Below are 15611 nucleotides of genomic sequence, written 5' to 3'. Positions count from 1 at the left end.
TGGGGTACCGGCGACCTATGCCCAGCAAGCAAATTGAAGATGTTTACAACGCCATGATGCCCGAAGAGCGGACAAAGTGGGGGGCGGTGGTGGCTCACCATCGAGTAGCCGACCGCGCTCTGAAATCAGCATGGACGCTACGGCCATAAAAAAGGCAATCGCCCACTACCTATCCTGGCAGGAGTCGTCAGAGTTCGATTTTGAGGGGGCGGCGCTAATGTTCAACAGCGCCACTGGCGAATTTTCGGCTGACGCAATCGAGCGGCGGTAGTCCGGCAAAGGAAGGGGTTAGACTTGAAGCAAGTATCGTTCTTTGCTTTGCAGCGTTGTTCGAATATGCAACGTTTCCTATAGTCGGCGCGCCGCTACGAAAATTTTAGGAAACCTTTATGTTCAAGACTTATTCTCTGCTCAACGTTGTATCCCACCCGCACCCTACGGGAATCTACAGGAGACTTTTTGAAATCGCTGCCGAGCAACCTCCTGTCAAATTCCGCAGCGACCAGTTCACTAGGATATCTCGAATAACCGCGTCTCAGGATGGGATCTTTCGTGGCCGCTTAGCTATGTGGACAGAGATTGACCCAAACTCACCCTCAGTCGACAAAATGTCATTGAAAGAAATGTCTTTGAATGAAGCAGGCGTGGAATTGCCAGAGAATATCGGATTCAACTCAAGGATTTTCTATTTCGCGTTTAGAGAAAAAGAGCATGCCCTCTACATTGAACTGTCTAACGACGAAGGCAGAACCATTACTCCCTCCACTGCCAAGGTTGCATTCTCGAAGATACTTGCACAGGCGGGAGAAGGAGTGGTCGAAGAGGTTTCGGTTTTTGTTGGAACTCGCGCTGATGCCATAGAATATGTGCTTTCATTAAAGGCTATACGAAAGATTGAGATCGATTTGAAGTTGCCAAATCCAGATGATCTTTCAGAAGAACATGCACAAGCTCTGGCCGAACTGGAAGCCATGAAGGCAGGACGTCTTCAGGCTACTTTGTCTAGAGCAAGGGGAGAGGAAACGCTGGTTCTTCTGCCGCACTGGAGGGCTGCTGCAGAGCTGGCAAGAAATAATGGTTCGGTTAAGACTGTCGGTAAAAATGAATTCGGAGAACCGGAAGAGCGGAATACTAAAAATATGCCCGCGGAAATAGAAGAAGAAAAACAGGAAGAAGATTCTAGCTTTGCTGCAATCGGCCGGGTTGCAAGAAACGGTCCGGAGCTGAACATTATCGCTGCCACCGTCGAAGATGACGTATTAGAGTGATGCTGAACCAATGAAGGCATTTAAGATATATTGGAAGGCTTATGGTGGGTTTTGGGCACTGGTCAAATCCCCATTCTTTCTGGTGTCACTCATTTTGACAGCAGTCCTTATAGGAATTTGGTTGCCAATTGACGATTCCGGTGAGCGCATGTGGGCCGCGCTCGCCCTGTCTGTCTTGCCATCTTTAATTTCCTTTAGCTTGGGGGCGCTTGCGATAATGTTCTCAATGACCTCCGGCACTTTCTTGAGAATCCTACACCAAGACGGTGACAATAATTCGCTATTCATGAAAACAGTGGCGACTTTCTTTCACTTTATGTTGGTCCAGATTATCGCACTGATATTGGTTCTTGCGTTGGAGGCCTACGATACGCTTTTACTATCGCTTCTGGGTTTTTGGGCGTTCGCATACAGCATCCTCTGTGGCCTTGCAGCTGCGTCCAACATTGTTCTGCTTGCAGACTTGAAGAACAAAGCAGCGCCGCTGGACAATGATTTAGGGCCGAATTAGTCAGGTGATATATGTTGCCGGGCCGTAAAGCAGTACCCGAACTACAATATCTCTATTCACAAATTCATCGGTCAGCATCTTACCCTTTGGCAGGAGGATCCAGCATTGATGACCTTATGCGAATGCGAGTGATCGAGAAGAGGAGAAAGGGGCCATTGGGTTCCGCGCGCCGCAGGGCAGAACGCCGGTTCAGCCGCTCCCTACGTCGAAAGCGCAAGCGGGCCGTAGCATGGATGATTGCGGCGACCACGATTGGCGGAAAAGCATGTGCACCCCGCGTCACCAGTGGTGCAGCAAGTGTCGCCAGCGGCGCATGTGGGTGCACGGTAAATGGTTTTGGGCGCCCATGTGCGCGCCTAAGTCTGAATAGGAGGAGGGTGCTGGGTGACTAGCTCAAACAACGACCCTGAGTACGAACGACACAGGCATCAGATTGATGACGCGCGCCTGGCGCATTCTGAGTGGCGGTCCTACATCGATTTTGCGAACGAGGCCGCGATCTCTTTAACAGCTACGGCGACGAAGGCGTTTTTACTCATCAACGGCGGCGCTGCGATCGCAATGCTCGGGTTTGTGGCGACAGTCTCGAACGGCTCGGGGCCGCTTGCCCTAAATATCAGCGCTAGCATTGGTGCGCTTGTGTGGTTCGCATGGGGGGTTTTGGCCGCCGCGAGTTGCTCGGGTCTCGCTTACTGCGTGATGTACCTTCAGGTAGCTGTCGCGAGTAATGTAACCTACACATGGGAACACCCTTATATCGTCGGAAAGCCAATCTCCAGGGGTTTGCGGTGGTTCACCGATGCCGTGCACATAACTACGGTCCTGACCGGCGTCGCGTCCCTGGTGTTTTTTTGGTTGGGTGTTTCAGATATTGCGGGAGCTGTCACCGATAGCCCGCTCAAAGGTACAGGGGCTGAAGCGAAGTAGGGGCGTAATCGATGTTTTCGAGGGTATCAGCATGGTTTGATCGGAATGGGTGGCCCTTGGAGGTCGTAGGCCCGATATTTGTGGCACTCATCGTTGTACCGGCCCTCGCTTTCTTGGTTTCTTGACCCGCTCACAGTTTCACGCCCTGTTCTGCGCATGTCCCTGTGATTGAAGCAGACTCAACCTATTGAAAACGGGCAAAGTCGAGGGGATTCGAAATCCCCGCCACGAGGCACATATGTCCTGGCTGGGAGATCCTAGTAGCAGGCAAAACTCGTTTCCCAGTACCCCGTGTTTCAGTGGTGAAATGCACGGTATCCGGTGCTTTAGTTGGGAAGCGGTTGTCTATTAAGATCAGGTGGATAAGTCCCCTCATTGCTCGTTTACACCGAGGTTCTATGAGGTTTGAGCTTCTCACGCACATTTCGGTGCTCAGTTTTCTGGGTTTGCGTCATGGTTTTTCGACCTCACGCCATCGGCCAAATCGCGCTATCGATTGCTATCGAGCACTGCGGCGAATTCCACTCATACCATTCACTTAGACGGCTCTGAGAGGTTCACGCTCTATCACTTCTGCATGTTGGGCTTGCTTAAACGCTATGCCAAAGAGGAGGCTATTTAACTCCCGCTCTGGCACATTGAGCTTCTCAGCGACCAACTTGATGGGCATTCCTCTTCGCCATAGATCAGTTAGAACCTTCTCCCAGATCTGAGAGGACTCTCTTTCCATGGGGTTTGGCTCCACATTTCTTCCAAACTTACCTAGGGCGATGCAGTAGCTGCGATAGTGCCAATCGGTGATCTTTCCTAATTTATGTAGTGTGTATGCAAGTGCCGCAGCGGAAACCCCCATCTTTTCTTCTTCTCAATCAGCTGGCTCAGCGAACGCACTCGAGGGATTTCGGCATACAAATCCTCCTTTGGCATTAAAAAGGCAGAAGCAAATGTGTCGGCCTCAGACTCTGCGCTTGAGTGCGTTGAGCCAGTGTGGCGGTGCAAAACAAGATGCCCCAACTCGTGCGCAGCATCAAATCTACTGCGCTCAGCAGTTTTAAGAGTGTTAAGAAAAATATATGGTTTGTCATTCCGCCAAAGTGAGTACGCATCAAGATGACGCGTTTCCTCTACTAGGGAGAAAATACGGATGCCTTTCGCTTCAAGCAGATTGGTAAGGTTGCCAATAGGCCGTAGGCCGATCCCCCACTGTGCGCGTAGCCCGAGCGCTGCTTTGGCCGGTGAAACGCTTTTCACCTCCGTTGGCACGTCATGGGTTGGCAACGTGTATTCCGAATTTACAAAGTCATCGAAGATGAATGCTACTGCGCCTGCTGCCATTGCCGAGTTGCGCGAGGCCGCTGTAAGCGACCGTAGAGATCGGAAACTAACACCAGAAGGGTTGGGGTATTCGATCTTTGCGCGGTCCCTAAAAAAATCTTCGGGATATCCCGATAGGTCAGTCAGCCGCGGAATGCATGATTGCGGAAGGTCATAGCCATCTTTCTCAAAACGCTGGAGCGTTTTGCGGTCAATGCCAAGGCTTTCAGCGAATCCTATCTTCGTCAGTCCAAGCCGTAGCCGGACCAACTCAACACGTTCTGGAACTAACATGCCTACTTCCGTTTCACATCAATTTCGACAATCTCGGTCGGGCCACCCATGTCACTGTCATCAATCGGGGTTCCATTATCAGAATCCGAGTTGAGTACAACGATGCGCTTACTAAATTTTGTGTACTTACCCCCTGAGAAATCGATTGGGTAAGACAATTCAGCAGAGAGCGGTTCGCCATCCTGCGAGTAGATGCCAAGAACTAAAGTAACAATTTCATCCTCGGTCTCAATAATCGGGGAGTCCAATCCGGGAAGCCAGCCAGTACCATTGCAGCGTACCTTACGGCCGGACGCAGTCCCCTTTTCCGTCCAGTTCGTTGGGGTTAACAGAGGGTTTCCGGCATTTTCGTCAAAATTGCAGGGTATTATGCGAAGGCTTAGACGTTCATTCAAAATACCAGGTTGATTGCCGGCCTCATCATGAACCCACTCGTCGCCACAGAATTGCTCGCGGAGGCCGCGTGCTGCTTTCGCGTTAACTGTGATCAATCGATAGCCTTTTGGATCGTTCCGCGTGCAGAGCGCGCCCTCATTGTCAGCATACCTGACAACTTCAATTAGCTTTTCGAGGTCTAAACCCAGTTTGGCAATTTCAGATGCAATGGTTTCTGGATCGATGATCACGACTTCTTCAAGCATGCTTTTATGTCCCAAAATTTCACATCAAATGATGCATAATTTTGGGACATCGGTCAAGGACGTATTTTCCCGTCGCTTCGTCGTCGCGCTCGGCCAGCTCAACCTTTTGTCATCTTAAAACTAGGATATAGCCCTGGTATTTCTCATGGCCGCACTGCCTCACGCCAGCGCCCAAATCGCGCTCCCGCAACATGGCGGTCGTCTTTCTTTGTCCGATTTGCTGGCCCTTCTCACGCGCAACTCCCGTATCGTCACCTTCCTAACGAGTCGCGTGCCGTATCTTTCCATGTGGGCTTCCTGTCAGCTCTCGCTCTCACGGCCCTCGGCACCTATTTCAGGCCTGGTGAAACCAGGCGCTCAAGCAACCGGTAGAATATTGTTCATTCTACACTTCGTTTCCCAAAACGTTTACAGGGTAATGTGTTGATCGGGGACATAAGGCCAGATTGTGGCGCGGGGGGATATGCAGTTTATTCGGCAACATGACTTGGTCGAATCACCTTGGGAAAATGGCGGCGGGATCACTCGCAATATCGCTCAAGAAGAAGATGCGAGCGGCCCTTTGTGGCGATTAAGCATGGCCGATGTCGATAGGGAAGGAGGGTTTTCCAGTTTCCCGCGCCTGATCCGTATTCTGACCGTGATCAAGGGTGATGGTCTGGTACTCCACGGACCGGATGGCGCTATGATGGCGCGGCATGCGGTTCCTGTGACCTTTGACGGGGCTATGCCGATAATAGCCACGCTGAGCCAAGGTCCGATACGTGGCTTCAACCTGATGTTTGATGCCGAAAGATGCGTTGGCGAGGCGCATGTTGCTCGTGAGGCTGGCAGCAGCGAGCTTGGCCAAGTAGGGCGAACTGACGTGTTGCACCTGATTGCAGGCAATGCGCAGGTGGAGGGGATTGCGTTGCAAGTGGGTGATACGGCCATTAGCAAAGACCGGCCGCTATGTCTCGATTTGGCTCATGATGCTATCGCGCTGGCCATCACCTTGCGCTGTCATCATGATCGACCATGACCGTCCCAGCGACGGTGTTGTCGCTTCTCCCTCTCGGCCAGGAGCTTCAAATTTCTAAGACGGCTGCCAACTAAAGCACTCTTAAAGAATGATCTGAACCAGCCGAAAATGCTAGCTCGACAGGGTGAGGTTCTATCTTTTTGGCAAAGGGTCCATGTTCATAGCACCGTCGATCCGCCAGCTTTCTCGCCTGTCAATATTGCATGGTGATGCGATGACCGCGGCGATAGGTCAGCTGCACGAAGGTAATCGTCCGGCCCTCAAGCCAGGTCAGGCGCTCTGTCTGAAATAGAGCGTCGCCTTCGCTGCAATCTAAATACTCAGAGATAGCGGCCTCGGCTGTAACCGCGTGGAGGCTGATCTGTGCATCCGTGAAGGGGACGGTGGACACTAACCACTCATTCGGACCCACATTGGCGAAATCGTTCCGTTCAGCCTCTGGCAGGGCGCTGAGGTTAATCCACCGATCTTCGTGCTGATACGCTGCATCATCGGCGTAGTGCATGCAAATCAGATGTAGGACACGATCATTGCGTTCCAACGCCATCCGGGCGCGTAGCCAGTTCGGTGCGGGTTCGGCTTGGCATTGCACCAGTGCATACCGATAGACCGCGCCAAATTCCTCAATCTCTTGTTGGACAATAGGGATGTTCATCCGCACATGCCTGACCGGATTTTGCCGTACGCGCGTGCCAGCCTTCCGGCGTCGTTCGATAAAGCCATCATCGGCGAGTTCGCGCATCGCGCGATTGACAGTGGCACGCGAGCAGCCATAGCGCGCAGCTAAGTCAACTTCGTTTGGCATTGCACTACCGGGGGCCAGTTCGCCGCGGGTGATCTGACGGAGCATATCAGCTTTCACCTCGCGGAAGGTTACGGACATGATGCGCTCTCCAACTCTATGACTAAAAGGGGGACCCGATGAAACGATCCCATAAGGTATAGACATAAAGTTTAAAAGGCCAGACATAGGCATCCAACCGTTGAGGCTCTGGACACGTGAATTGAAAAGCTCTGCTGAGTGACGTTTTGTTCGCGGCTTGTAGCAATGATCGCCCAGTTCGAACGTAGCCGCCCGGGCCACAGTCGCCATGTGGATATGGCGCTGTCTGGTTTGTCAGTGTTCGAGGCAGCGGAAAAATGCACCTGCGCGGACGAGCTTCCCTACACTCACATAGTCTAGTCGGCGACACCTACAAACGGGGGGTCTCCGCGAGAGGGCTGCCTGCGCAACTCGAGAATAATCCGAACCCGTGGGGGCGCGACCGAGATTCTGCGCACAATAATTGCGCGGGGTTTGCCTGCTTGGCCGGGATTTATACTAGGAAAGATTGACTCTATTATGTGTCTACATAATAGCTTTATGCACGGATTTGATTGGGGCGGAAAAAATTAACCTGCGCCTTGGTCTCACTAGCATGACTGTAGGAGGGTCACATGCAACGAAGGACATTTCTGACGACCGGGGCTATAGGCACCGCAGCCGCCGCTCTAGCAACCCCTGCCATTGCGCAAGATGTACGCCAATGGAAGATGGTCACGGCGTGGCCGAAAAACCTGCCGGGGCCTGGCGTGGCGGCTCAGCTGCTTGCCGACCGTATCACGACGCTTTCTGGCGGGCGTATTGAGGTCAAACTGTACCCCGCTGGTGAACTTGTGCCCGGGCGGGGCGTTTTTGACGCGGTAAGTGAGGGCACCGCTGAGCTCTATCACGCTGTGCCGGCCTACTGGGGATCGAAGTCCAAGGGCATTCTGCTGTTTGGATCGCAACCTTTCGGTCTGCGCGCAGATGAGCAAGTTGGCTGGTTGATGCAAGGCGGGGGGCAGGAGCTCTACGACGAAATGTATGGGCGCTTCGGTATCAAACCATTCCTCTGCGGTAACTCCGGCCCGCAATGGGGGGGATGGTTCCGCGAGGAAGTCAAATCTGCTGAAGATCTGAAGGGCATGAAGTTCCGGACCACTGGGCTGGCCTCGGAAATGGCCGCGAAGATGGGCATGGCTGCCGAAGCGATGGGCGGCGCGGATATGTTCCAAGCTCTCCAAACCGGCGCATTGGACGCAGGTGAGTTCATTGGCCCTTGGACCGACAGTGCGCTCGGCTATTATCAAGTTGCCAAGAACTACTATTGGCCCGGTGTTGGCGAACCCTCATCGGCTGAGGAATGTGGCATCAACGCGGAGGTGTTCAATGACCTGCCAGACGATCTGAAACTGGTCGTGAAAGCGGCCTGTGATAGTCTGTATAATCAGGTTTGGACCGAATACACGACCAAACATGCCCTCGCATTGAAGGCAATGGTTGCTGATCATGGCGTTCAGGTGAAGATGTTCCCCGAAGATGTCATTACGGCAATGGGTAAGGCCGCTGGCGAAGTCATTGATGACCTGCGCAATGACGACGACGAGTTGGTGAAGCGTATCACCGAGAGTTTCGTTGCGTATCGCGACTCGGTCGGCCGATATATGGTCTATGCTGACAACGGACAGATGAACGCGCGTAATCTCGTAATGGGTTACTGATAGCTTGCAAGGGCGCGGCGAAAGCTGCGCCCTTTGTAATTGTTAAGGGGGCAGGCAATGGAGCAATTGGCAAGTGCGCTGGACAGGGTCAACCTAGGGGTGGCCTATGTCGTGCGGTGGCTGGCGCTGGCAATGATGCTTGTGCAATTCATCATAGTGGTCGGACGCTATGCCTTTGGCCTGAATTCCATCGCGCTGCAAGAAAGCGTCCTCTACATGCACGCCACCCTGTTCATGCTGGCGGCGGGTTACACGCTGCTGGTCGACAAACACGTACGGGTCGATGTGTTCTATGCGAAAGTCTCGGCAAAAACGCAAAAGCGGATCGACATTTTTGGCCATCTGTTTCTATTGATGCCTTCGATGGTCGCTTTGATTTACTGGTCTTGGCCATCAGTGCGCAATTCATGGAAAATCCTTGAAGGTCCAATCTCGGTGGGTGGGATCGAAGCGGTGTTCCTACTCAAGTCTTTGATCCCAGCGTTCTGCGTCTTAGTGATGCTGCAATCGCTCGCTCTGTTGATCCGCCTTTTGGCTGAGAAAGAGACCTAATGATCCAGTACCTCGACCTAATCATGTTCGCAGCCCTAATGGCGGCGATCCTTCTGGGTTTTCCCGTGTCTTTCAGTATTGCGGGCGTGGCTGTAATCTTTGCCTATCTGGGTTGGCTCTTGGGGCAAATGGATATCAGCTTGCTGGGCGCGTTGGGCCAGCGCATGTTTGGCATTCTGACCAACTCAGTGTTGATCGCTATTCCCTTGTTCGTACTGATGGGAGCGCTGCTTGAGAAAAGCCGTATTGCTGAGGAACTATTGGATACGATGGGCCGCCTGTTTGGGCAGTTGCGTGGTGGTCTTGGTATTTCGGTCGTACTGGTCGGCACTTTGCTAGCTGCTTCTACTGGTATTGTGGGGGCGACCGTGATCGCAATGGGAATGATTGCACTGCCAACAATGCTGCGTGCAGGTTATAATCCGAGGGTCGCGTCGGGCATTGTTTGCACGGCGGGGACACTGGGGCAAATCATCCCCCATCGACCCTTCTGATCATATTGGCGGATGTGATGTCGACCTCCTTCCAGCAAGCACAATATGAGCAGGGAAAATTCTCGGTGGAGACGCTGTCGGTCGGCCAGTTCTTTGCCGCGGCCATGATCCCCGGATTGCTGCTGGTCTGTCTTTACTTGGTATATATTGTAGTGCGCGGATGGCTGCGCCCACAGGAAATGCCGCCTGCGCCCCTTGATCTGGCTAAGCCCGATTGGCGCGAGGTGATCGGCGCAGTGATCCCGCCTGTATTGTTGATCATTGCGGTGTTGGGTGCCATCCTAGGCGGTATCGCCACTCCGACCGAAGCCGCATCAGTCGGTGCTATTGGCGCGCTGTTGATGACCGGGTATCGGATCGGCATGTCACCTCGTGTTATCTTACTGGGGACATTGGCCTTGGTTGCTCTGGGTGTTCTGGCTGGTGCCTTTCCAGTGCGTTTTCAACGTAATGATCTGTCTCTCAGTGCCTATGTCTTAGGATTCTTCTATGTCGGGCTTGCGGCCCTTGGAGGCTTTTCAATTGTATTCGCTCTGCGAGCGGCGTTGCGCAAAGGGGTCGTGCAGGAAGCGATTAAATCAACCATGACCATGACCTCTATGATTTTCGCGACGATTATCGCAGCCGGCTTCTTCAGCCTTGTATTCATCGGACTAGGCGGAGAAGAACGGGTGGCTAGTATCCTTGCCGAAATGCCAGGCGGCCCGAACGGTGCGCTTGTTTTCTGCATGATCGTGATCTTCGTTATGGGCTTCTTCCTTGATTTCGTAGAAATTTCGGTAATCGTGCTGCCGCTGATCACCCCATCGCTTATCCTGTTGGGGCATGATCCGATCTGGTTGGGTGTTTTGATTGCAATCAATCTTCAGACTTCCTTTCTAACACCGCCGTTCGGCTTCTCCTTGTTTTACCTACGTGGTTCGGCCCCGAAAGAGATTACTACGGGGCAAATTTATGCGGGGGTAATGCCTTTCATCTGCCTTCAGATCGTAGGTTTATCTCTGATCTGGTTGTTGCCATTCCTCGCGACATGGCTGCCCGCGGTCCTGTTCTAAAGGAGGGCGGAGTGGGGATAGGGGCATGAGTGCGCCTCTATGGGCCATTCCCCCGTAGTCGGCCTTTTCAAATATGACTAGCGGCAATTGCGGGGCTGCATAGCACGCGAGTATGGCGGCTCCTTTGGATGATGTTTAGGAAGGCGTGATGAAGCCGAGGCCGATCGATGATGGCTACACCGCTCGTTAGTAGGGGGCTCTACGTTAAGACGAACGGCTTTTATCCCAGCAATAATCGCCTGAAAGCCATAATCTGTGGCCGAAGAGCCATGCCGGGTCAAGCTGCTATCCCGCCTGTCGCCCAGACCGATCGCGCCGGGCACGCAGCATATCGAGGCTCCGGTTCAGTTCGGGGTTGGTCATATCGCGGGCGATGACGACGATGCGGGACTGCTGGTCGTCCTTTGGCCAGTCGCGCAGGGGACGGGCGGATCGAAAAGATGCTGCACGCCGTGAAAGACAAAGGGCGTGGGGACGTCTTCCAGATGCACAATGCCTTTGACCCGCAAAAGATCGGACCCGCGCAGCCTGACCAGCGTGTCGAGCCAAAGGTCGAAAACCTCGGCCGGGATCGGTGCGTCTAGAACGATAGAGGCCGACCCGATCCGCGCATCATGTTGGTGGGTTTGCATCATGGGGCGGATGCCGTGGGCGCGGCGAAGCCCGAGAGGTTGTCGAACGGATCCGCCGCTTGGACGGGCGTGAGCCATTCCATAACGTTGCTCGCATCAACCGCCCGCCGCATACCGCTAAGCCCCAGAGCGATGCGACCGGGATAAGCCCGCGTTCGGCCTTGATGATGCGCGCCGTTTGATTGAGGTCGCGCAGCCTGCCTTCAAAGGCGGCAAGCGCTTGCTGGGTCACCAAGTCGGATTTGCTGAGCACCAGCAACTCGGCCATCGCCACCTGCGAGACGGCTTCGAACTGGTGATCCAGCGTGTCCGGCCCATTCGCGGCATCGACGACCGTCACCACCCCGTCCACGCGGAATTTGCGGGCCAGATAGGGATCGGCCAAGAAGGTCTGGAGAATGGGGCCGGGATCGGCCAACCCCGTCGTCTCGATCACAACGCGGTCGAATTGTACGCGCCACGTTTGCTTACGGCGCTTGAGGTCTTGCAGCGTTCGCGACAGATCCCCCTGATCGAGCAGCACAGACAGCCCGATTGCATGAGAATGACCTCTTCGTCGGCGGTTTCGATCAGATCGTGGTCAAGCCCGGCCTCACCGAACTCATTCACGACGACTGCGATTTTGGGGGCCTCCTCGCTTGCGACGATGTGATTGAGCAGTGTGGTTTTCCCCGCGCCGAGGAAGCCGGTCAGCAGGGTGACGGGAATACGTTTGTCGGTGGCGGGCATGGTTTGCGGGCTTTGCTATGGATAATCTCGGTAACGTTATAACATCACAATATGTGGTGCAACCCGTAGGCCGATGCCCCGCGCGTGCCAAATCCATGCGCTCAGCGCCCAAATTTTGGCAGGTCCACCTCAAACCGCCCAATCGAAGGGCGTTGTTGCTGCGCCGCAGAAAGCGACCTTGGGTTAGGGCTTGTTGCAACGCGCCCTGAAATTGAGGCTGCAGGGGCCTCGCTATGGGGCGGCGCCAAAGGAGTTGTCCGGCAAGGGGGGCATCCGCGCGCGATAACAATAAACGCTGTGTGGAAGAGGCATCATCGCGTCTTTGCTCTTCCGCACACCAAACGGGGATACCGTCATGAAATTTTCCACCAAACGCACAGTCACGGCGACCGCTGCCCTTCTGCTCGCAGGATCAGCCGCCGCTGCGGCCTGCGACGATCCGATCAAGGTTGGCGTGCTGCACTCCCTCTCGGGGACGATGGCCATTTCCGAGACGACGTTGAAAGACACGATGGAGCTTTTGATCGCGCAGCAGAACGCCGCGGGCGGCTTGCTGGGATGTGAGATCGAAGCGGTCGTCGTTGACCCGGCTTCCGATTGGCCGCTGTTCGCCGAAAAGGCGCGTGAGCTTCTTACCGTCTCGGGGGTGGATGTTATCTTTGGCTCTTGGACCTCGGTCTCGCGCAAATCCGCGCTGCCCGTTCTGGAAGAGCTGAACGGCCTGATGTTCTACCCGGTCCAGTATGAGGGCGAGGAAAGCTCGCGCAATGTGTTCTACACCGGTGCGGCCCCGAACCAGCAGGCGATTCCGGCCACCGATTATTTCCTTGAGGAACTGGGCGTCGAGAAATTCGCGCTGCTGGGCACTGACTATGTCTATCCCAGAACCACCAACAACATTCTTGAGCAATATCTGCTGGATAAGGGCATTCCCGAAGAGAACATCTTCGTCAACTATACGCCTTTCGGCCATTCTGACTGGTCCACGATCGTGTCGGATGTGGTCGAACTGGGCGCTGATGGCTCGCAGGTGGGCGTGATCTCAACCATCAATGGCGATGCGAATATCGGCTTTTACAAAGAACTGGCCGCGGCGGGCATCTCTGCCGATGACATTCCGGTCGTCGCCTTCTCGGTCGGGGAGGAAGAGCTTTCGGGCCTCGATACCGCTGACCTCGTGGGGCACCTCGCGGCGTGGAACTATTTCCAATCGGCTGAATCCGAGCAGAATGACGAATGGGTCGCCGCGTGGAAAGAGGCGATGGGCGAAGACCGGGTGACCAATGACCCGATGGAGGCGCATTACATCGGTTTCAACATGTGGGTGAACGCGGTCACCGAAGCAGGCACCACGGATGTGGATGCGGTGCGTGCGGCGATGTATGGGCAGGAATTCCCGAACCTCACCGGCGGGACAGCTGTCATGCTGCCCAATCACCACCTCGCCAAGCCTGTATTGATCGGTGAAATTACCGAAGACGGCCAATTCGACATCATCAGCCAGACCGAAGAAGTGCCGGGCGATGCATGGACGGATTTCCTGCCTGAATCGGCGGTTCTGGTCTCCGATTGGAAAGACCTCGAATGCGGCATGTACAACAAAGAGACCGAGACCTGCGTTCAGTTGACTTCGAACTACTGAACCCAAGCGCCGGGCGCGTCCTCAGCCGTGCCCGGCATCCGTTTTGACCACTCCCTCTCCGAAAGCCCCATACCTCATGGTTCGAATGCTGCTCAGCCTGATATGCTTGCTGGCCTCTGTCGGTTTTGCATCCGCTCAGGACCTCCAGTCCCTTTTGCAGACCCACGAAGCAGAGGTGGTCAAACCCTCGCGTAAATCGGTCGGTGTCCTATTGGACGATCTGGTGGCCTCGGGCTTGCCGCAGGTGCCAGCCTTTCTGGAGCAATGGGCCGAGCGGAACGTCTGGCAAGACGATACCTCGGGCCTGTTCTACTTTGGGGACGAGGCGGATGATACACTCGCGCTGCGCGACATAGATACGGGCGAGGAGGCCACAGCGCCCTCGGATGGGTTCAGCCAATTGCGCCCCAATGGCGGCGTGCGGCGGGTCATCGGCACGGCCTTGGTGCAGTTTCAACTGTCCGATCCCGACCCTGCGCGCCGCCGCGCCGCGCTTGAAAGCATTGCACGCCGCAGCGATGCCAGCCAGCTTGGCCCGCTCGTGGCGTCACTCGACGGGGAGGATGACCCCGCCCTGCGCGCCCGGAAGGAGCAATTGGCCAATTTCCTGACCGCGCGCTTTGGGCAGGCGGCTGATGAGCGCATCCGCGCGATTGAAAGCCTGTCCTCCGACACCTCACTCGAAGCGCGGGCGGTGCTGAGCCAGATCCTTTCGGTCAAGACCGGTGTGGCCGAACAGCAGCCCGAGGGGAACATCGCCCGCATTCTTGATCCCACGGCAGCACCCTCGGCAAGCTATGAGACGCTGGTGGAGGCGGGCCTCGCCCCTGCGATCGTGCCACAAGGCGAGATACGCGCGGCGCTGGAAGCCAATATCGTTGATGGGCGCGTGGGCGGCGTTCCTCTGGCGCAGTTGGATGACCCGGCGCGGCGTGTAGATGCCTATCGCGCGCTTGCCGAGGCAGGCAGCGTGCCGCCTCTTGTGACGCAGGATGATATTGATACCGCTTTGCAGAACGCGGTCTTTTATGAACGCTACGCAGAGGAGGACGCCGCGATCACCGACGCGGCCCGCGCCACGCTCGACGCGGTCGAAACGCGGGTCGGCTGGGCGCAGACGTTGGATTTGACACTCGACGGTCTTTCGCTGGCCTCGATCTATTTCCTCGCCGCGATTGGGCTTGCGATCACCTTTGGGCAGATGGGGGTCATCAACATGGCCCATGGCGAGTTTATCATGATGGGCGCCTATACCGGCTATGTGGTGCAGCTCATCGTTCCCGATTACACGGTGTCGCTTCTGATCGCGCTGCCGCTGGCCTTTGCCGTCACCTTTGGCGCGGGCGTCGCGATGGAGCGGCTGGTGATCCGCCATCTCTACCATCGCCCGCTTGAGACCCTTTTGGCGACCTTCGGCATCTCAATCGCCCTCCAGCAGATCGCCAAGAACATCTTTGGCACGCAGGCCCGCCCGCTGACATCGCCCGAATGGCTGCGCGGGGCGCTGGTGATCTCGGATGTGGTTCAGATCAGTTTCATCCGCATCGCCATATTCGTGCTCGCGCTAATCTTTCTGTTCCTGCTGCTGTATATCCTCAAGCGCACGCGCCTTGGCTTGGAGGTGCGCGCGGTGACGCAGAACCCCGGCATGGCGGCCTCGATGGGGATCAACCCGGATCGCATCAACATGATGACCTTCGGGCTGGGCTCCGGCATCGCCGGGGTCGCGGGCGTCGGCATCGGGCTTTATGCGCAGGTCACCTCTGAAATGGGCACGAATTACATCGTGCAAAGCTTCATGACCGTCGTGGTGGGCGGTGTCGGGTCGGTCTTCGGCACGCTGGCGGGCGCCGGTCTGATCGGTTTCCTGCAAAAGGGGATCGAGTGGTTGAACCCTTCCAACACGCTGGCGGCCCAGACCTATATGATCCTTTTCATCATCCTGTTCATTCAATTCCGGCCCAAGGGCATTGTCGCCCCCAAAGGCCGGGCAGCGGCGGATTGAGCC

The 15611-nt window shown here is 55.4% G+C and carries 11 protein-coding genes and 3 pseudogenes; 9 read left to right on the top strand and 5 right to left on the bottom strand.

The features are described from left to right. Positions 1-389 precede the first annotated feature (389 nt). From CUR85_RS05630 to CUR85_RS05620, 3 genes are all read left to right on the top strand, one after another. The gene (locus tag CUR85_RS05630; RefSeq protein WP_280322149.1) at positions 390-1268 is read left to right on the top strand and encodes a DUF4747 family protein; all 879 of its coding nucleotides are present in this window, start codon (positions 390-392) and stop codon (positions 1266-1268) included. A 10-nt stretch (positions 1269-1278) separates the two neighbouring features. Next, entirely contained in the window at positions 1279-1779 is a 501-nt protein-coding gene (locus CUR85_RS05625) for a hypothetical protein (protein ID WP_280322147.1), read from the top strand. 384 nt (positions 1780-2163) lie between these two features. Continuing rightward, the gene (locus CUR85_RS05620) at positions 2164-2706 is read left to right on the top strand and encodes a hypothetical protein (protein WP_280322145.1); all 543 of its coding nucleotides are present in this window, start codon (positions 2164-2166) and stop codon (positions 2704-2706) included. Positions 2707-3513: 807 nt separating this feature from the next. Here CUR85_RS05620 and CUR85_RS05615 read toward each other — a convergent pair. Both CUR85_RS05615 and CUR85_RS05610 read right to left on the bottom strand, forming a co-directional pair. Then, positions 3514-4314 carry an ImmA/IrrE family metallo-endopeptidase gene (locus tag CUR85_RS05615; RefSeq protein ID WP_280322143.1) on the bottom strand — a complete coding sequence of 267 codons (801 nt, stop codon included), beginning with the start codon at positions 4312-4314 and terminating at the stop codon, positions 3514-3516. A gap of 2 nt (positions 4315-4316) precedes the next feature. Next, the gene (locus tag CUR85_RS05610; protein ID WP_067261488.1) at positions 4317-4955 is read right to left on the bottom strand and encodes a hypothetical protein; all 639 of its coding nucleotides are present in this window, start codon (positions 4953-4955) and stop codon (positions 4317-4319) included. A gap of 463 nt (positions 4956-5418) precedes the next feature. On the opposite strand from CUR85_RS05610, the gene CUR85_RS05605 reads away from it, so the two are divergent. Then, the gene (locus CUR85_RS05605; RefSeq protein WP_082851949.1) at positions 5419-5976 is read left to right on the top strand and encodes a HutD/Ves family protein; all 558 of its coding nucleotides are present in this window, start codon (positions 5419-5421) and stop codon (positions 5974-5976) included. 193 nt (positions 5977-6169) lie between these two features. Here the strand turns inward: CUR85_RS05605 and CUR85_RS05600 are convergent, their stop codons facing one another. Further along, on the bottom strand, positions 6170-6859 hold the full coding sequence (locus tag CUR85_RS05600) for a histidine utilization transcriptional repressor HutC (RefSeq protein WP_067261491.1): 690 nt from the start codon (positions 6857-6859) through the stop codon (positions 6170-6172). A gap of 554 nt (positions 6860-7413) precedes the next feature. Between CUR85_RS05600 and CUR85_RS05595 the strand changes: the two genes are divergently transcribed. The 3 genes and pseudogenes from CUR85_RS05595 to CUR85_RS05585 all read left to right on the top strand — a co-directional run bounded on the left by CUR85_RS05595 (position 7414) and on the right by CUR85_RS05585 (position 10600). After that, entirely contained in the window at positions 7414-8499 is a 1086-nt protein-coding gene (locus CUR85_RS05595; RefSeq protein WP_067261492.1) for a TRAP transporter substrate-binding protein, read from the top strand. A gap of 57 nt (positions 8500-8556) precedes the next feature. After that, positions 8557-9051 carry a TRAP transporter small permease subunit gene (locus tag CUR85_RS05590; protein ID WP_067261494.1) on the top strand — a complete coding sequence of 165 codons (495 nt, stop codon included), beginning with the start codon at positions 8557-8559 and terminating at the stop codon, positions 9049-9051. Continuing rightward, positions 9051-10600: pseudogene (locus CUR85_RS05585) on the top strand (TRAP transporter large permease). The gene CUR85_RS05590 and the pseudogene CUR85_RS05585 overlap by 1 nt, the downstream one beginning before the upstream one ends. A 285-nt stretch (positions 10601-10885) precedes the next feature. On the opposite strand, the pseudogene CUR85_RS05580 reads toward CUR85_RS05585, so the two are convergent. After that, positions 10886-11232, bottom strand: a pseudogene (locus CUR85_RS05580) (GTP-binding protein). After that, a pseudogene (locus CUR85_RS05575) lies at positions 11213-11961 on the bottom strand (CobW family GTP-binding protein). Before CUR85_RS05575 ends, CUR85_RS05580 begins: the two co-directional pseudogenes overlap by 20 nt. Positions 11962-12316: 355 nt before the next feature. Here CUR85_RS05575 and urtA point away from each other — a divergent pair. Beyond that, entirely contained in the window at positions 12317-13603 is a 1287-nt protein-coding gene (urtA, locus tag CUR85_RS05570) for an urea ABC transporter substrate-binding protein (protein WP_067261497.1), read from the top strand. Positions 13604-13679: 76 nt separating this feature from the next. Further along, on the top strand, positions 13680-15608 hold the full coding sequence (urtB, locus tag CUR85_RS05565) for an urea ABC transporter permease subunit UrtB (RefSeq protein WP_067261499.1): 1929 nt from the start codon (positions 13680-13682) through the stop codon (positions 15606-15608). The last annotated feature ends 3 nt before the right edge of the window (positions 15609-15611 follow it).

The organism is Sulfitobacter faviae (genome assembly GCF_029870955.1).
Taxonomy (GTDB): Bacteria; Pseudomonadota; Alphaproteobacteria; order Rhodobacterales; family Rhodobacteraceae; genus Sulfitobacter; species Sulfitobacter faviae.
The sequence above is the reverse complement of the archived record's forward strand: the minus strand, read 5'-3'. Positions and strand labels throughout refer to the sequence as shown.